The 17,555-nt window shown below is 66.5% G+C and carries 15 protein-coding genes and 1 pseudogene; 8 read left to right on the top strand and 8 right to left on the bottom strand.

Features of this window, described 5'->3' with window-relative positions:
* Positions 1 to 42: 42 nt before the first annotated feature.
* From ACFY3D_RS15215 to ACFY3D_RS15195, 5 genes are all read right to left on the bottom strand, one after another.
* Entirely contained in the window at positions 43 to 1,692 is a 1,650-nt protein-coding gene (locus ACFY3D_RS15215) for a sensor histidine kinase (protein WP_389979663.1), read from the bottom strand.
* A gap of 4 nt (positions 1,693 to 1,696) precedes the next feature.
* Positions 1,697 to 2,392, bottom strand: a complete 696-nt coding sequence (locus ACFY3D_RS15210) for a response regulator (protein ID WP_389979660.1) — start codon at positions 2,390 to 2,392, stop codon at positions 1,697 to 1,699.
* Positions 2,389 to 3,915, bottom strand: a complete 1,527-nt coding sequence (locus ACFY3D_RS15205; RefSeq protein ID WP_389979657.1) for a serine hydrolase domain-containing protein — start codon at positions 3,913 to 3,915, stop codon at positions 2,389 to 2,391. Before ACFY3D_RS15205 ends, ACFY3D_RS15210 begins: the two co-directional genes overlap by 4 nt.
* 167 nt (positions 3,916 to 4,082) lie before the next feature.
* Positions 4,083 to 4,445, bottom strand: a complete 363-nt coding sequence (locus ACFY3D_RS15200) for a VOC family protein (protein ID WP_389979654.1) — start codon at positions 4,443 to 4,445, stop codon at positions 4,083 to 4,085.
* A gap of 62 nt (positions 4,446 to 4,507) precedes the next feature.
* Positions 4,508 to 5,509 carry a sigma-70 family RNA polymerase sigma factor gene (locus ACFY3D_RS15195; RefSeq protein ID WP_389979651.1) on the bottom strand — a complete coding sequence of 334 codons (1,002 nt, stop codon included), beginning with the start codon at positions 5,507 to 5,509 and terminating at the stop codon, positions 4,508 to 4,510.
* 127 nt (positions 5,510 to 5,636) lie between these two features.
* Between ACFY3D_RS15195 and ACFY3D_RS15190 the strand changes: the two genes are divergently transcribed.
* From ACFY3D_RS15190 to ACFY3D_RS15165, 6 genes and pseudogenes are all read left to right on the top strand, one after another.
* A complete protein-coding gene (locus ACFY3D_RS15190) occupies positions 5,637 to 6,260 on the top strand; it encodes a maleylpyruvate isomerase family mycothiol-dependent enzyme (RefSeq protein ID WP_389979648.1) in 624 nt (207 codons plus the stop codon).
* Between the two features lie 267 nt (positions 6,261 to 6,527).
* Positions 6,528 to 8,834 carry a polysaccharide lyase 8 family protein gene (locus ACFY3D_RS15185; protein WP_389979645.1) on the top strand — a complete coding sequence of 769 codons (2,307 nt, stop codon included), beginning with the start codon at positions 6,528 to 6,530 and terminating at the stop codon, positions 8,832 to 8,834.
* 158 nt (positions 8,835 to 8,992) lie between these two features.
* Positions 8,993 to 9,226, top strand: a pseudogene (locus ACFY3D_RS15180) (restriction endonuclease); the annotation flags it as partial.
* Positions 9,227 to 9,547: 321 nt separating this feature from the next.
* Positions 9,548 to 10,282, top strand: a complete 735-nt coding sequence (locus ACFY3D_RS15175) for an NUDIX domain-containing protein (protein WP_389979642.1) — start codon at positions 9,548 to 9,550, stop codon at positions 10,280 to 10,282.
* A complete protein-coding gene (locus tag ACFY3D_RS15170; RefSeq protein ID WP_389979639.1) occupies positions 10,279 to 11,397 on the top strand; it encodes a 5'-methylthioadenosine/S-adenosylhomocysteine nucleosidase in 1,119 nt (372 codons plus the stop codon). The genes ACFY3D_RS15175 and ACFY3D_RS15170 overlap by 4 nt, the downstream gene beginning before the upstream one ends.
* Positions 11,398 to 11,462: 65 nt before the next feature.
* Positions 11,463 to 13,358 carry a hypothetical protein gene (locus tag ACFY3D_RS15165; RefSeq protein WP_389979636.1) on the top strand — a complete coding sequence of 632 codons (1,896 nt, stop codon included), beginning with the start codon at positions 11,463 to 11,465 and terminating at the stop codon, positions 13,356 to 13,358.
* Positions 13,359 to 13,587: 229 nt separating this feature from the next.
* Here ACFY3D_RS15165 and ACFY3D_RS15160 read toward each other — a convergent pair whose 3' ends face one another.
* From ACFY3D_RS15160 to ACFY3D_RS15150, 3 genes are all read right to left on the bottom strand, one after another.
* Positions 13,588 to 14,001, bottom strand: a complete 414-nt coding sequence (locus ACFY3D_RS15160) for an RNA-binding S4 domain-containing protein (protein ID WP_389979633.1) — start codon at positions 13,999 to 14,001, stop codon at positions 13,588 to 13,590.
* Between the two features lie 228 nt (positions 14,002 to 14,229).
* Positions 14,230 to 14,502: an IS3 family transposase gene (locus ACFY3D_RS15155; protein WP_389979630.1), complete on the bottom strand. Its 273-nt coding sequence runs from the start codon at positions 14,500 to 14,502 to the stop codon at positions 14,230 to 14,232.
* The gene (locus tag ACFY3D_RS15150; protein ID WP_389979627.1) at positions 14,499 to 14,819 is read right to left on the bottom strand and encodes a transposase; all 321 of its coding nucleotides are present in this window, start codon (positions 14,817 to 14,819) and stop codon (positions 14,499 to 14,501) included. The genes ACFY3D_RS15155 and ACFY3D_RS15150 overlap by 4 nt, the downstream gene beginning before the upstream one ends.
* 141 nt (positions 14,820 to 14,960) lie before the next feature.
* On the opposite strand from ACFY3D_RS15150, the gene ACFY3D_RS15145 reads away from it, so the two are divergent.
* Both ACFY3D_RS15145 and ACFY3D_RS15140 read left to right on the top strand, forming a co-directional pair.
* Positions 14,961 to 16,478 carry an N-6 DNA methylase gene (locus ACFY3D_RS15145; protein ID WP_389979624.1) on the top strand — a complete coding sequence of 506 codons (1,518 nt, stop codon included), beginning with the start codon at positions 14,961 to 14,963 and terminating at the stop codon, positions 16,476 to 16,478.
* On the top strand, positions 16,475 to 17,539 hold the full coding sequence (locus ACFY3D_RS15140; RefSeq protein WP_389979621.1) for a restriction endonuclease subunit S: 1,065 nt from the start codon (positions 16,475 to 16,477) through the stop codon (positions 17,537 to 17,539). The genes ACFY3D_RS15145 and ACFY3D_RS15140 overlap by 4 nt, the downstream gene beginning before the upstream one ends.
* Positions 17,540 to 17,555: the final 16 nt, after the last annotated feature.

The following is a 17,555-nucleotide window of genomic DNA, read 5'->3' as shown; positions in this document are numbered from 1 at the left end:
GAAGGCGATGCGTGGTGAGGGGCGTCCCCAAACGACTCCCGGTCACCGCGAACCTCTGACGATCGCCTTGGAAGCGAGACGATCGTGGGCGAAGCACAACCGGTAGGCGTCGGACGAGCCCGTTCTCGTGCTGTAGTACACGCACTCCTCGCCCCTGGGGGTTGGCGGGGCACCGTCCGGCGGACCGTCCCTGGTGAACGCGGGTAGCCGAGACCACACCTCGCCGCGTGCGTCGCCTACCCGCAGTTGCTCGTACCGGTCCCGATCCAGGACCGAGAGGGAGGAGCTGACGAAGCTGATGGGGATCATGAGCAGGAAGATCCCGGCCAGCACCGCGAGAGGTACCACGATGGTCTGCACCAACCGGCGCCGCACCTGCCGCCTAGCGCGGGCCAGTTCCCCGGCGGAGACGGTGGGCCGGGTGGCGGCGCGCGGGGTCGTGTCACCGGTGACCGGCAGTTCGGCGACGACCCCGAAACCTTCCTCGGAGGTCGAACCGGTGCGCGTGACCGGCAGTTCGGTGACGCCCTTGAAGCTCTTCTCGGGGGTCGAAGCGGTGCGCGTGACCGGTAGTTCGGCGACGACCTCGAAGCCGCCGTCGGGGGTCTCACCGGCGCGCAGCGTGCCGCCCGCGAGACGTACCCGCTCGTCAAGTCCCACCAGCCCGGAGCCGCCCGAGGCCACGCCCGGCAGCGGCGCCACCGTGGCCGGGTCGTTGACCACGCTGAGACCGAGCATCGCCCCGTCCCTGACGAGCCGGACGTGTACGGCCGCACCCGGTGCGTGTTTGGCGGCGTTCGTCAGGGCTTCCTGGACCACGCGCTGGACGGCGAGACCGACCATGGGCGGCAGGTCGCCTGTATCGCCCAGGCGTTCCAGCGTGACCGTGACCCCGGAGTTCCGCACGCGTTCGACCAGAGCCTCGACGCTCTCCGCGGGCGGGACCCTGGACGGCTGCTCGTCGTCCGCGCGCAACACGCCGATGATCTCCCGGAGACGTTCGGTCGCGGCCCCGGCGGCCTCGCGCAGCTCGCCGACGGCCGCCTGCTGCCGGGCGTCCAGCCGGGGATCGAGCTCCAGGGCACCGGCCCGCACCGCGATCAGCGTCAGGTCGTGGCCGAGGGAGTCGTGCATGTCGCCCGCGATGCGGGCCCGTTCCCGGATACGGGCGCGGTCGGCGACGGCCTGCTGCTCGCGCTCCAGCCGATCGGCGAGCCGCCAGCCCGTACCGACGAGTTCGGCGTACTGGCGGCGGTAGCGGCCGAGCAACCACGGCAACCCCACCGCGAGCAGCAGGGTGAGCAGCTGCATGGGCCAGGCCCACAGATCCCGCAGGACGAGCGCGCACAGCGGCAGCCCGGCGGCGGCGACGGCCCCGAAGAACCACAGCGCCGGACGGGCACTCGCCATCCGCTGCCCGGCCAGGTAGCCGAAGAGCACCAGCGCCGTCCAGTACAGGGGACTCGACATCCGCGCGTCCAGGGCGAGGCTCAACGCCACCGGTACGGCCAGCGCCGCCAGCGGCCATCTCCTGCTCAGTGCCACCGCGGCCCCCAGCAGCGGTACGCCCACGGCGGCCGTCATCACGTCCCGTCCCTGCAGGGAGACGGCCGCCGCGACCGGCGGCACGCACACCGTCAGCCACAGTCCGAGGTCGAAGAGCAGAGAAAGCCGCCCGGGCACACCGCGCATGGGCTCAGGACCGCCGCTGCCCGCGCACCGGCGCCTCTGACGACTCCTGCTCAGGCACGAGACCCGCCTCGTACGCGAGGATCGCGGCCTGCACCCGGTTCCTGAGGTCGAGACGGGCGAGGATCTGGCTGACGTACCCCTTGACCGTGCCTTCGACGACGTGCAGACGCCCGGCGATCTCGGCGTTGGACAAACCGGCCCCGACCAGGGCGAGGACCTCGCGCTCGCGGGCGGACAGTTCCCGTACGCGGGCGTGGGCGGTCGCCTGCCGGTCGAACCGTCGCGTACCGAGGTGGGTGATGACCCGCCGCGCGACGGTGGGGGACAGATAGGCGCCGCCCTCGGCGACGGCCTGAACACCGGCGATCAGCTCGCGCGGGTCGCCCGACTTGAGGAGGAAGCCGGCCGCGCCGGAGCCGAGCGCGCTCGCGATGTACTCGTCCTCGGAGAAGGTCGTGAGCATCACCACGGCGACCTCGGGAAGGACCCGGCGCAACTCGGCCGCGGCCTGGAGCCCGTCGAGCCGAGGCATCCGGATGTCGAGCAGGCAGACGTCCGGACGGTGTCTCAGCGCGAGGTCGACGGCCTGGTGCCCGTCGGCCGCCTCGGCGACGACCTCGATGTCGTCGGCCGTGGTGAGGATCGCCCGGATGCCGGCCCGGATCATCGCCTCGTCGTCCGCCAGCAGCACTCGGATCATCGGCCCCCGCCTTCGTCATCCCGTATACCGCCAGGCCACGCAGGCACGCTACCCGAAGGGGAAGTGACGGGGACGCCCGCGCGGCGGACGAGGACGATGTGGACGAGACGGGAGGAGACGACGGCGACGGCGGCGAGCGCGCCGGTGCCCGCCCAGACGTACAGTGCAAGCCAGACGTAGGTGATCTGATCCAGCGTGCCCACCCGATTCATCACGAAGCCGATCAGATCGGCGAGACCGGCGAAGAGCGCGACCGGCAGCGCGTAGGGGACCAGCCGTACGACCAGACGCCAGGCGGGACGGCCCGTACGGCGGCGGGCCCAGGCGCGGGCGCGGTAGACCCCCACGAAGCCGAGCCCGAGGTTGAGCAGTGCCAGGCCGCCCAGCCAGGGGTCCGCGGTCATGCTGAAGGGCACGGCGCCCGCGTCGGGGCGGCCCTCGATGAGGTCGACCAGGCCGTCGGTGAGGATGACCGCGTCGTCACCGGAGATCATCCCGGTGTTGGTGACGACGGCGATGCCGTACCCGCTCGCGGGCAGGAGGGTCTGCACGGAGTTGTGGGTGAGCAGCCAGCCGGTGTGCCGGAGCCGAGGCGCTCCCCCCGCCGTCTTCCCGGTGTCCCATCCCATGCCGTAGCCGCTCCCCCCCACACCGGACGCGGTCTGGGAGATCTTGACAGTCTCCCTGGGGAAGACCTGGCCGCCGCCGTTCTGCGTGATCAGCCACTTGGCCATGTCGTCGGCGGTACTGACGACGCCGTAGCCGCCGTTGACGAACCACTTCGGATGGGAACGCCTGACGACCTGGCCGTAGGCGCGGACGTACCCCTCGCCCGCGCCGGGGAGGTCGGCGGTGGTGTTCACCGTCCTGGTGGACGTCATGCCGAGTGGGTCGAAGACGACGGCGGCCAGGTAGTCGCCGAACGGCACCCCGGCCACCACCTCGACGAGCCGCGCCGCGAGAGAGTAGTTGGGGTTGTGATAGATCATCCTGGTGCCCGGGTCGGCGGCGAGCGAGGCGGTCCGCAGCATCGTGACGGCGTCTTCGAGGGTGTCCGGCGCGGGGAGCGTCAGCTCGGGGAAGGTCCGATCGCTCATCCCCGAGGTCTGCTGGAGCAGCTCCCGCACGGTGATCCTCTCGGCGCGCGGATCGGCCATGGCGAACTCGGGCAGATGCGTCCGTACGGGGTCGTCCAGCCCGATCCTGCCCTCGTCGACGAGGTGCAGCACCGCCAGGGCCGTGAACGACTTGGAGACCGAGGCGAGCGGCATCGGCGTGTCCTTCGTGATCGCCTCGCCGCCGGCCGTGTGACCGTACCCCGCGACGTGCACGATCCGATCGTCCTTGGTGACCGCGACCAGGGCGCCGGGCAGCCGGGTCCGCTCGATGTAGTCGCGCAGGTAACGGTCGATCGCGGTCGCGCTCAGCCCGTCGATCCGCGGCGCCTGCGCGAGGGCACTCGCCGTCATCGCCCCCATCGCGAGCGACACACCGATGATCGCCGCGACCGTTCGTACCGTCATCGAGGGCTTTTTCGAGGTCTTCGTCCACATGGGACGAACGCTAGGAGCGGGGCCGAGGGCCACACAGCGCACGATCGACCGGACCTCACCTGACTTTCGTCATGAACAGGACGGGACGATCGAGACGGTGTCGCCGCGGCGCGTCACCGCCCGAGTCGTCCCGCGTCCTACCGGAGGCTCTGCGTCAGGTTGACCTTGTTTCCGTCAGGGTCGTGGACATGGGCCACACGTTCTCCCCACGGCATGTCGTTCGACGGGCCGAGCACCCGTCCGCCGACCGACTCGACCTGGCCCAGCAGGCCGTCGACGTCGTCGACCTGCACACTCAGCAGGATCCGCTGCGGGGCGGACAGGTCGACCGCGGCCTCGCTGACCAGCCCGAGCTCAGAGTCGCCCAGCTTCAGGCTCACGAAGAACGCGGGTCCCTCGTCGGGGAAGCGGCTCACCTCCGTCGCCCCGAACAGGTGCTCGTAGAAGGCTCGCAGTCGATCCAGGTCGGGTGTGACGATGATGGGCTGGACGGTCGCCATGGTCGTTCCTTCGGTTCGTGGTGAGTAGCCGTCCACGGAGATACGCCGTGGCGTCGTGAAACTCATCGGTGCGCGGGGAACGATCGCGGTGTCGGGAAAGACACCGCCAGAGCGCCGAAAAGCGGGATCAGCCGGTCAGTGTCCAGATATGTGGTGATTCCGCTGATCAGCCCCTCGGACACGTCCAGCAGAACCAGCCCGAAGGGCACGTGAACGCCGTCGGGACCGGGTCTGGTCTGCCAGAACGCCGGCGAGCCGTTCGCTGCGGCCGGGACGAGACGCGCGCCCGCGCAGGACGCGTTCGGGTCCAGCAGCGCCTGCTCGATCAGGTCGCGGCCGCGAAGCCACCAGGCGAAGGGAGGCATCGACATCGTCGCGTCCTCGTGCAGCAGGGCGACGAGCGCGGTGACGTCGTGACGCTCGAACGCGCTGCAATAGCGGGCGAGCAACTCGCGCTGACCCGGGTCGGCCGACCGGAACGGCTCACCGGGCATGGCGTCGACCGTCTTGAGCGTCGCCCTCGCCCGTTGTAGCGCGCTGGTCACCGACGCGACGGTGGTCTCCAGGAGGTCCGCGACCTCCCCGCTCTTCCACCGCAACACGTCACGCAGGATCAGCACCGCCCTCTGCCGGGGCGGCAGGTGCTGCAACGCGGCGACGAACGCCAGCCGGATCGCCTCCCGCCGCACGGCCAGCTCTTCCGGATCACCGTCCATCGGCAGCACGAGAGCGTCCGGAACCGGCTGGACCCAGACCCGCTCCGACACCGGCTCGCCGATGCTCGATCCGCCGTCCGCGGCCCGGCTGAGATCCATGGCCAGGGCCCGGCGTTGCGTGCTGCGCAGCATGTCGAGGCAGATGTTGGTGGCGATGCTGTAGAGCCAGGTACGCAGCGACGCCCGTCGCTCGTCGTAGCGGTCGAACGCTCGCCAGGCACGCAGCAGCGTTTCCTGCACCGCGTCTTCGGCCTCGAAGCCGGAGCCGAGCATCCGGTAGCAGTAACCGGTCAGCTCGACCCGGAACGGCTCCAGCCGGGAGCCTTCACCGGTCAGCGTTTCAGCCATTCCCCGACCGTATGCGCCGCCACCGACACATCACGCGGGGGGACCGATGACTTTCCGGCTCCGCGTTCGTACCCATACCGGGATCACACCGTGAACGTACGCGCCGAACAAGCACGAGGAGGCTTTGATGACCGAAGATCGACTTCGGGACGCACTGGTGACGGAACGCCGCGAACAGGCGGACCTGCTCGCGGCCCTGCGTCCCGAACAGTGGGATGCGCCCACGTTGTGTGACGGCTGGAGGGTCCGCGAGGTCGTCGCCCACACGACGATGCCCTTCCGTACCTCACTCGGCAGGACCCTGCTGGAGCTGGCGAAGGCACGCGGAGACTTTAATCGCATGGCCGATCGGTGCGCCCGTCGCGACGCCGTCAGGTTGCCGCCCGAGAGACTGCTCGCCTCGCTGCGGGACAACGTCGCACATCCGTGGACACCTCCCGGCGGAGGCGTCCACGGGGCGCTCGCGCACGAAGTCATCCACGGGCTCGACATCACGGTGGGTCTGGGATTCGACCGCCTGGTTCCCCCCGATCGGGTGGCCATGGTGCTGGCCGGGATGCGTCCGAAGAACATCGCGTTCTTCGGAACCGACCTCGCGGGGGTCGCGCTGCGGGCGACCGACCTCGACTGGAGCCACGGGACGGGAACACCGCTCCGGGGACCGGCCCAGGACCTGCTGCTCGTTCTCTGCGGGCGACGTCTGCCGCCGGGCCGGCTCACGGGTGAGGTCGCGACGCGGTTCTCCCGGTAGTTCCCGAAACCGGTGACGGCGACCGGGGGACGCTCGACCTGCTCTTGGGGGCGGCGGGTAGGCCGGCGGCTTGGGATACTCCAGCGGGTGGGACGCCGCCGGCCGAACGGTCCGGCATGTCACCGCCCGAGCCGGGTAGCGCGCGTTCCCGACGACGTCCGTACGCCCGCTCACCGCCGCTCACCGTCAGAGGAGCCGAATGATCCACCCACATGTCGACTTATGATCTTTTCGTCTGATATTTGCACCATTGCCGGAAGAGCCGCCATGACCCACCCCCTCAGTCGACGGTCCGCCCTGCTCGGCGCCGCGACAGTGGCCGGTCTCGCCCTGTGGGACAGACCGGCCGAGGCGGCGACCGGCACCGCCGCGTTCGACGACGCGCGCAAGCGGTGGGTGAACCTGATGGCCGGTGGAGCGGACAACTCCGCTCATACCGACACGACCTATACCGACCGGGCGCGAGCACTCGAAGGCTCGGCCAACGCGGTACTGCGCAAGCTGAACCCCGCCCCCGGTCGCCCCAGCCTGTGGCCCGACCTGCCGCTCTCGGACCCCCGGACCGGCAATTTCAACCGCTCCTACAACCGCATGCGCACCCTGGCGCTCGCCTGGGCCACACCCGGCACCGCGATGCACCACGACGGCCAGGTCGCCCGGACCGCCGTCCAAGCACTGGACTTCCTGTACGAGCACGCGTACCACGAAGGGCTCGACCGGCGCGGCAGCAACTGGTACTGGTGGGAGATCGGCGTCCCCCGCTCGCTCACCGACACCTGCGCACTGCTGTACGACGGCCTGCCCGCAGGTCGCCTCGATCGCTGGCTACGCCCCCTGCACCGCTGGTGCCCCGACCCGGAACGCCGCGTCAGCCACCCCGGCGTCGTCGAGACCGGCGCCAACCGCGCGGGCAAGGCGATGGCGGTGGCGATGCGCGGAGTGCTCACCCACGACGCCCGCCTCGTCAGGCGGGCAGGAAAGGCGGTCTCCGACCTGCTGCGGCCGACCAGGGGCCCGGGCGACGGCTTCTACCGCGACGGATCGTTCATCCAGCACGACGTGTACCCCTACACCGGCAGCTACGGCGTGGACTACCTGGAGAGCGTGGCCAAGCTGATCGCCATGCTCTCCAGATCACCGTGGGAGATCACCGGAATCGGCAACATCTACGACCTGGTGGACCGCACGTTCGTACCGTTCGTCTTCGACGGGCTGATGATGGACTGCGTACGTGGCCGGCAGATCTCGGTACAGGGCCACCGCGACCACCACTCGGGACACAAGGCCGTCGAAGCCGTCCTCACCCTGCTGGAGACGGCACCCGAACGCCACGCCCGCCGCTGGCGACCGCTCGTCAAAGGCTGGCTCACCCGCAACCAGGCCATCCCCTACGGCACGTACGCACCCCCGGCGAGCATCGCGAGGGCCACGGCCCTGCTCACCGACCCCTCGGTGCCGGTCGGTGAGCGCACGACGGGCACGTACGTCTTCGCCGACATGGACCGGGTCGTACACCGCCGCCCCACCTGGGCGTACGCGATCTCGATGAGCTCGCAGCGCATCGGCGCCGCCGAGGCCATCAACCGGGAGAACCTGCACGGCTGGTACACCGGCGACGGCATGACCTACCTCTACACCGGCGACCTCACCCACTGGAACGACGACCTGTGGCCCACGATCGACCCGTACCGCCTGCCGGGAACGACGGTCGACACCCGCAGGCGCGCCGACCTCCCGCACGACCACCGCCGCCTGCCCCCCACCCCGTGGGCGGGCGGCGTGGCCCTCGACGGCGAATACGGCGTGGCCGCCATGAAACTGATCGCCGGCGGCTCCTCGCTACGGGCCAAGAAGGCGTGGTTCATGCTCGACGACGCGGTGATCGCCCTCGGCACCGGCATCACCGCCTCCGACGACCGCCGCATCGAGACCATCGTGGAAAACCGCAATACCCACGACCGGCACCCGTCGCTGACCAGGGGCGACGGCTGGATCCACCTGCCCGGCGTGGCCGGCTACGCGCTCCTCGACGGCGCCGAGGTGAAGGTGATCCGCAAGAAGCGCACCGGCCGCTGGCGCGACATCGACAAGGGCGCCACCACCGGAGGCGACACCACCCCCGTCACCAGGCACTACACGACGATCGTCATCGACCACGGCATCAACCCCCGCAAGGCGCGCTACGCCTACGCCGTGCTGCCCGACGCCTCCATCACGCAGATGGAGGCGTATGTAGGGCGGGTCGAGATCCTCGCGAACTCTGGAGCGGTGCAGGCCATCTCGCGCGACGGGGTGATCGCGGCCGTCTTCTGGCGCGCGGGGACCGTCGAGACCCAGGACGGGCCGCTCAGCGTGGACGGTCCTTGCGCGTTGTTGGTCCGGCGGGCGGGAGAGCGGGTACGGCTCGCGGTGGCCGATCCGTCTCGGACTGTTGACGAGGTGAAGGTGACGTTGCCTTGGCGGGTGAAGTCGGTGAGGGAGAGCGATCGCAGTGTGCGGAAGGCCAGGGGGGCGCTCAGGGTGGAGGTGGGGGGGAGTCGCGGGCATGCGCACACTGCGGAGGTGAGGGTCTGACTTTGTGGTGCTCGGAGTCGATGGGGGACGAGACCGATGAGCGGATCGCGTACGGAATCACGACAAAGAGCACCTCGATCCAGCTTGTGGCCCTTGCCTCTAGAGCGGTCGGCACCCTGTCTGGGCATCGTGTTCGGAATTTGCTGGGCACCTCATGGTGCCTATGCGCGATCCACCACAAACTGTTCGACAAGGGCGTTCTTGGGTTGACCGCGGAGCACACCATTGCTGTCTCGGCCAGATTCGTCGGCCACTCGCAGTCTTCCCTCGACATGGTGCTTTCCCTGGCAGGGCAGCCCGCCCGAAATCCCCAGCCCGGCATGGACCCTGTCGAAGCGGAACACATTGGCCGGCACCGCCGCCAGGTCTTCCGCACGCCCGCCTGCGGCTGAGGCTCTCGGCTGTTCGGTCCGAAAGCCGCAGTTACGTACGTCGGCGACTCGATGCAGGGGCACTCGCCTACTCCCAGGACCTACCGGCTGGAACACCAGCACGGCTGACACTGAAATATCGGAGGGGCGGCCTACCGTGACAGCATGACCAACACACGGAGCGCAGCACGCGGGATGAAGCAGGCGCTTCCGTATGTCTGTCCCGGGTGACCAGCACGGTCCACAGTCGCAAGAGTGCAACAGCCACGCATCACCGGTGGATGGCTAAAGCTAACCACGGCGCTACTTTTTGTCAGTTTGACAAAAACATAGAGTCTGGCCATGAGCGACGACCAATGGGAGCCGCCCGCCATATTGCTCGCCGTCGACCTGGTGATCCTCACCTTGCGTGATTCGCGGCTGCATGTGCTGCTCGTCGAGCGCGGCATCGAGCCGTACAAGGGCGCCCACGCGCTACCAGGTGGCTTTCTGCAGCACTCGCAAGAAGGCCTCGTAGCCGCGGCTCATCGGGAGCTGGCGGAGGAGGCCGACCTGGATGTCAAGACACTTCGGCTGGAGCAGCTAGGCGTCTACGACGACCCTGACCGTGACCCCCGCGGCCGCGTGGTGAGCGTCGCCTTCCTGGCCATCGCCCCAAGGCTGCCCGAGCCGACCGCTGGCACGGACGCCGCCGACGCCGGCTGGCATTCCACCGAGCGGGTGCTCTCCGGCGATGTGCGGCTCGCCTTCGATCACCGCCGCATCGTCGCGGACGGCATCGAGCGCGCCCGAGCAAAGCTTGAGCACTCAGCGCTCGCAACGGCCTTCTGCGGGCCGACGTTCACGATCACCGAGCTTCAAGACGTGTACGAGGCGGTGTGGGGCATGCCGCTCGACCCGCGGAACTTCTACCGCAAGATCAAGAAAACCGATGGATTCATCCTCCCGGCCGGTTCAGCGCGCAAGGCTGCGACCGGGCGACCGGCACGGCTGTTCAGAGCCGGCCCTCGAGAGGTCCTCTACCCCCCAATGATCCGTCCCGTCGACTCCCCGAACGGAAAGGAGCCGGTGCAGTGAGCCCAGTCGTGATCCTCACAGCCCTGGACGTGGAATACCAGGCGGTCCGCGAGAAACTGTTCGACCTGCGCCCGCACCGGCATCCCCAAGGCACCCGCTTCGAGGTGGGCCGGTTGCCAACCGGGCGATGCCAGGTAGTCCTGGCACACGTGGGCAAGGGCAACCTCTCCGCTGCGGTGCTAGCCGAACGCGCCATCGCTGAGTTCCGACCGGCGGCTCTCCTCTTTGTGGGCGTCGCCGGGGCGTTGCAGGCACACATCGCCCTCGGAGATGTCGTGGTGGCCACGCACATCTACGCCTTCCACGGCGGCACCGACCAAGACGACGGAAGCAAGAGCCGTCCCCGTGTCTGGGAAACCTCGCACGCCGCCGACCAGATTGCCCAGCACTTGCACCGCACCGGTTACTGGGCTAGGGATCTCGACCCTCGCCCGAACGTGCACTTCGGGCCAATCGCCGCAGGGGAGGTGGTTCTGAACTCCCGGCGTTCCACGCATGCCCACTGGATCGACGATCACTTCAACGACGCACGAGCGATCGAGATGGAAGGCGCCGGCGTGGCCCAGGCCGGCCACCTGAACAGGGCGCTGCCTGTCGTCGTCATCCGGGGAATCAGCGACCGAGCCGACGGCACCAAAGAAGCCACAGACCGCGAACAGTGGCAGCAGCGAGCTGTCGCCAACGCAGCCACTTTTGCCGCGGCTCTGGCCGAGGAGTTGTCCACCGAAGAATCCACGACAAGGAGCACCACCATGCCCGAGACCACCAGGAACATCGCTACGGGGAACGCCCGCGTGGGAGTACAGGCGGGCACCGTGCACGGCGGGGTTTGGATTACCCCTGAGACGTCTCGGCCGACGAACCTGCCCGAGGCGCTGGCCGATTTCCGCACGCGGCTCTCGCAGGCATGGGCTGATGGACATCTGGACGAGTGGACGTACAAGGCGGCCGAGGCAGAGCTCGTCACGGTCGACCAGGCGCTGGAGACGAAGACGCCGGATCGCAAGAACACGCTGATGCTGGCACTGAAGAAGCTTCGCGGGCTGGTAGGCGACGTGGCCGCACTGGCGGCGGAGCTTACCGTCATCATCGCCTTGGCCCAATCTCTGTCATGACGGATTCAGGGCACCGCACCGAGAACGTGGCCACAGACTCCTACGTAGGAGTTCAGGCAGGGACAGTGCACGTCGACGCGATCTACGTGACGACACCGCAGGATCCACCCGAGATCAAGTTCCGGGCTGGTGTCTCCTTCCTGAAAGGCCGCATGCCGGGACCTGCCCGGCAACTTATCCGCGAGGCCATGGTCGACTACGCCACCAACGAGGTCTACTTCTACTGGTTGCTCGCCATGGTGAGCGGCCGGACGCGGCACGAGCTGACCAAGGAGGAGACCATCCAGCTACGAGAGCGGTACGCCATCATGCGGCTCTCGGGCGAGGATCCTTGGCGGGACGGCCTACGCATCATTGACCGTCTTCTGGAGTCAGCAGGTAAAACCGAGGAGGACATCCGTGTCGTCATCAAAGACCTCGACGCGCTCCGCGAACCGCAACGCAGCCTGATCCTGGAGCACTTAGAGCTGTACCTCGACGGTCCGATCGAGGATCACCTGTGGCACCGCGCGCTGAAGAAGGCGAAGACGGAGCAGATGGCCGGCGAACGACAAGACCGGATCTGGAAGTTCTTCCATCCGGCGCCGGCGAAGCCCTTGCCCCGAGCCCCGCATCCACCCGATACCCCTGTGGGGACCTGGGCACGAGCTGTGACGGCGACCGCTGTGCTGGTCACGGCGACGGCCCACCTCGGCTACCTGATCCTACAGAGCGGCCGCATCCTCCTTATGCTCGCCTCCGTGCTGAGCATCGCCGGCGGTTACGTCGGCGTACGGAACGCCGTGGACTGGCGCTTTCGCGTCGTACGCCGCCGCGCCAAAGACTGGGAGTACCTGGGGCCGAAGACGAAGGCCGAGAGCGGCAGCTTCGCGAAAAAGGCTGAGCACCGGATCGATTTCTATTTCGCCAAATACCTTCCGCCTGGTGTGGACCGTGACAAGTGGCGGGCCGAAACCGCAGGCATCCGCCAGAGCCTGCGTGACGAGATCACTGCGGTCTACGGAGGTACACCAGGAGGAGTCGAGAAGATCGCCTGGCTCATTCGGCATCGCGCAAGCGACGCCAGTGCCCGCCGCAGGAAAGGCACGCTGTGGAGCTATCGCAAGGGACTCGCAACCCCCGGGCGCACGAAGGCTCTGGCGATACTCGGCCTCCTAACCCTCGCAAGTGGAGGCGGCTGGGCGATGAGCGGTGCCGTGCTTGTCGAGCCTCTGCGCGGGATTGGCGCGATTCTCCTCCTGCTGATCTTCGGCTGGATCGGCACCCGCGCGTGGGTTCACATCGTTCTGGAGCGTCGCCGATACGCCGCAGAGGAGGCTGAAAGCATCCGGACCTGGGAGACCGACCTGCATGCCCATGCCCGGTGGCGGGAGAGACTGGCGGACAAGCCTCGGGATGAGGAAATGGCCACCTGGCTGGACTGCGACAGGAAAGTGCTTCTTGAGGAGGCGCTGCGGCATTACCGGCTGACCATGAGTGGTGTCATCGCCCACGCCTTTATCGAGGCTCCCGCTCGGTCGAGCGAACGCGCACGACTGCGTGGGGGGCCGTGGCGCTACAAGAAGTATCAGCTCCTGGTCTTCCTCGTCACTCAGGACGGGGTGCGCCAGCTCACCGTCATGCTCGACTTCTTGAACGGCACGTTCCACGACCGGCAGCGCCTCAACTACCGCTTCGAAGCGGTCGCCTCCGTACGGGTCAGCCAGGCGGACAACAACGAGCGGACCTTCCAGCTCACCCTCGTCAACGGCGATGAGATCCGCGTCGAGGTGAGCTCAGGGATGGAGGAGCTACAGCAGGGTGAGAACCCGGGCGAGGTGTCCGAGGTGTCACTGGACGCCGCAGGACTTCCCCACACTCTCCACGTCCTGGAAGGAATCGCCGCGGAGGGAAAGGGATGGGTTGAACAGCAAGAGCTACGCACCGGAAACCTCTCCGCTGCATTGCACGACCACGAATAGGGTGCTCAAGCACTTCGAGCGGATGCGTCCGGCGTGTGCCCGGCGCGCTGAAGCTGGCCCTGTTACTCCTCCAGCATCGAAACTCGGCCAACCGGGGTCTAGAGGGCTCCGGCGACACTGTCAGCACCAACTCGGCGGAGCTGTTCCTGACGGCGGAAGATCGGCGGAGAACGGCACGGGTGGGGTGGGTGCGGAGAGCTCGCGCATCCAGTCCAATGCGGCATGCCGCTCACTCGGGGCGAGCCCGGCGGCCTCGCTCCTCCGTCGGCGGGCGCCCGAGCAGCTTGTCGATGCTGCGGCGCTCGCGCTTGGTGGGACGGCCCGCGCCACGAGTACGGATGGCCACTGTCACGACCTCTTCAGGGGGAGGGGGTGGAGGGCTCTTGTCGACGTAGCACTCGGCAGCCACGGCGGCGCCAACGCGCTTGGTGATGATTCGGGAGACGACCACAATGCGTTCTCGGCCCTCGTGCCGCAGCCGGACCTCGTCACCGACCCGGAGGACGTGCGCGGGTTTGACCCGCACCCCGTTGACCCGGACGTGACCGCCTCGGCAGGCATCGGACGCGATCGAGCGAGTCTTGGTCAGCCGCACCGACCAGATCCAGGCGTCCACCCGAGCGCTTACTTGCTCACCTGCCACTCCGACACTGTACTGAGGCCATTGCGCCGCCAGCATCCACGGCCTCCTAGCCAAGGGCCAGCAGCGGGCCGACAACGCCCACGGCGCTGACGGGTTGACGTCAACGTGAACCTGAACCTGAACCTGAACCTGAACGACCTTGCCGCCATGGCAATCCCCTCAAACCGTAGAGACTTCCGATGTGGTGATCTTGCGCCGCCGCTTCGGGCGGGCCGCCAAGGCCTGCCGTCACATCGAGGCGGCCACGGTGTTCTCACTCACCCGCCATCCGGCCCGGCGCAGCCGCACGGTGATGCGGGGGGAGCCGTCCCGGCCGTCCCTCTGGCGGAAGATCGCCGCGACCGCGGCGTCCAATCGCTGCCGGCGCCCCGCACGCGCCGACAGCCCCCGAGCGCGCCACTTGTAGAACCATGCCTGCGACACCTCCAGCGCCCGGCACGCGGTCGCGTGCGAAACACCGTGCTCGGCCCTCTGAGTGGCGATGAAAGCGGCCAGACTCATTGGCCCATCGCGTCCTTGACCCAGAGGGCCATCGATCGTTTGAGCACATCACGCTCCATCTCCAGCTCGGCGCGTTCCTTGGCCCACTCGGCTCGCTGCCTGCGCAGCCGAGCCAGCTCTTCCCGCTCGGACTCGCTCAGATCCCCGGTCGCGTTCCGCTCGCGAGCCAGCCGGTCCATCTGCATCCAGTTGGCCAGCGTGCCCGCGTTGATCCCCAGATCCTTGGCGACCGAGGCGATCGACTTCCCGGTCTCGCGCACGATGCGTATCGCACCCGCCCGAAACTCCGGATCGAAACTCCGTCTGGTCTCTCCCATGACCCAACCCCTTAGGTCAGACCTCCACGGTACGAAGGGAGGGCCAATGTCCCTACGTTACGAGGGGAAGCCCAAGCTAGCCCGCTCGGCCATCTTGCCGAGAAGGGAAATCTTGTCGTGCTTCTCTACTAGGCTGCGATCGTGATTACGGGTGAGCTGAAGAACAAGATCGACCAGGTCTGGAACGCCTTCTGGTCAGGCGGGATCTCCAACCCACTAGAGGTGATCGAGCAGATCACATATCTCATGTTCATCAGGCGACTAGAGGACATCCAGACCTCGAAAGAGCGCAAGGCAGCCCGGACAGACAAGCCGATCGAGAACCCGATCTACACCTCGGAGACGAACAGCCTGCGGTGGTCGGAGTTCACCGAGTCGCACCCAGAGACCATGTTTCAGACGGTCCGCGACGCGGTCTTCCCATGGCTGCGGATCCTCGGCGGAGATGACTCCACCTACTCGCACCACATGAAGGATGCCCGGTTCACCATCCCCACGGCGAATCTCCTCACCAAGGTCGTCGATATGCTCGGCGACATCCCGATGGGCGAGCGGGACACTAAGGGTGACCTCTACGAGTACATGCTCAGTAAGATCGCCACTGCTGGGCAGAATGGCCAGTTCCGCACCCCTCGACACATCATCCAGCTCATCGTCGAAATGATGGCCCCCGGCCCCCGGGACGAGATCTGCGACCCCGCTTGCGGCACCGCGGGCTTCCTCGTCGCGGCCGCCGAATACGTCGAGCGCACGCACAAGGACGCACTCCTCGATGTGACCCAGCGGCGCCACTACAACGAGAGCATGTTCCACGGCTTCGACTTCGACAGCACCATGCTTCGGATCGCCAGTATGAATATGCTGCTCCACGAGGTCGAGCAGCCTGATATCCGCTACCGGGACTCCCTGGCCCAGAGCGCCGCTGGCGAAGCCGAGCGATACTCAATGATCCTCGCCAACCCGCCCTTCGCAGGAAGCCTCGACTACGAGACCACCGCGAAGGACCTGCAGCAGATCGTCAAAACCAAGAAGACCGAGTTGCTCTTCTTGGCGCTCTTCCTTCGACTGCTCAAGCCCGGTGGCCGCGCGGCCGTTATCGTTCCGGACGGCGTGCTCTTCGGGTCCACCGGAGCACACAAGGAGCTCCGGCGCATGCTGATCGAGGATCACAAGCTCGACGCGGTGGTCAAGCTCCCAAGCGGGGCCTTCAAGCCGTATGCCGGAGTCTCTACAGCAATCCTGTTCTTCACTAAGACCAACAGCGGCGGTACCAACAACGTCTGGTTCTACGAAGTCACCGCCGATGGCTTTAGCCTCGACGACAAGCGCACGCCACTGCTGAGCGAGGACAAGCTCGGGCCGGCGCCGGCCGTTCAACTCGACGCGGCTGATCACGTCAAGAACAACCTCCCGGACGTCCTCGCACGCTGGGCGCGACGCAATGGCAGCGAGCAACAGCGAGCCCGGACCGAACAAAGCTTCTGCATTCCCAAGTCCGACATCGCTGTTCAAGGCTATGACCTGAGCCTGAACCGCTATAAGCAGATCCTGCACGAAGAGGTCGAACACCGCCCTCCCGCCGAAGTTCTTGAGGAACTTGAGCGCATCGAGGCTGAGATTCAGCAGGGAATGTCCGAGCTGAAAGGCATGCTTGGATGAACGCGTGGGAATCTGTTCCGTTCGGTGCTGCAGTAACCGACTGTTCGTCTGGAAGTCGCAAAGTTCAAGCTTCTGACTATGCCAGCAGCGGACGCCTCGCAATTGTCGATCAAGGAAAAGAGCTTATCGCAGGCTTCACTGATGATCTGGAGCTTGCATATCGAGGTGAGCTCCCTGTCATCGTCTTTGGCGACCATACGCGACGATTCAAATATGTCGACTTTCCGTTCTGTGTTGGGGCCGATGGAGTGAAGGTTCTGCAGCCCGGTCCCGAATTTGACTCGAAGTTTCTATATCACTTCCTTTCATCACTCGATATCCCTAGCGCGGGATATTCTAGACATTATAAATTCCTCAAAGATACCCAAATCATCCGCCCGTCGATAGGGATGCAGCGGCGGATTGCGGAGGTGTTGGATCACGTAGATGTGTTGTGCACGAAGCGCCGGAAGGCGATTGCCCTCCTCGACGACATCATTCGGTCCATCTTTCTTGACATGTTCGGCACTCCCACGTCAAATGTGCACGGAATGCAGGTAATTCCTTTAGGGAAGATGATCAAAGTTCGAAGTGGATCCTTCCTTCCTGCAAGTGCCATGCAACAGGATGGTAATTATCCGGTTTTTGGCGGCAACGGTGTCAACGGCAAGCACGACAAGTACCTCTTCGAGGAGGAGAAGATCGTCATTGGTCGGGTCGGAGTCTATTGTGGTTGTATCCATATCGCCCCGCCTAAATCATGGATAACAGACAATGCGCTCTATGTGAGTGAGAAATATGTAGAAGTAACCAATGAATATCTTGCACGGGCGCTAGTTGAAGCGAATCTGAACCAGTATGCAAGCAAGTCGGCCCAGCCGTTGATTTCCGGTGCTCGAATCAAGTCAATTCCGATAATTATTCCCCCTCTTAGTCTGCAGTATAAGTTAGATGAAAGGATTGGCGCCATTCGCGCATTGAAGTCGGTTCACGAGAGAGCTCTGACCGGGCTTGATGCCTTGTCGGCATCCCTGCAGCAGCGCGCGTTTCGCGGAGATTTGTGGCAAGATCGGGACATCTGATTCTCTTTAGGAGGTG

Source organism: Streptosporangium sp. NPDC000509 (assembly GCF_042898365.1).
Classification (GTDB): domain Bacteria; phylum Actinomycetota; class Actinomycetes; order Streptosporangiales; family Streptosporangiaceae; genus Streptosporangium.
This window is presented reverse-complemented; position numbering and strand designations above follow the sequence as displayed.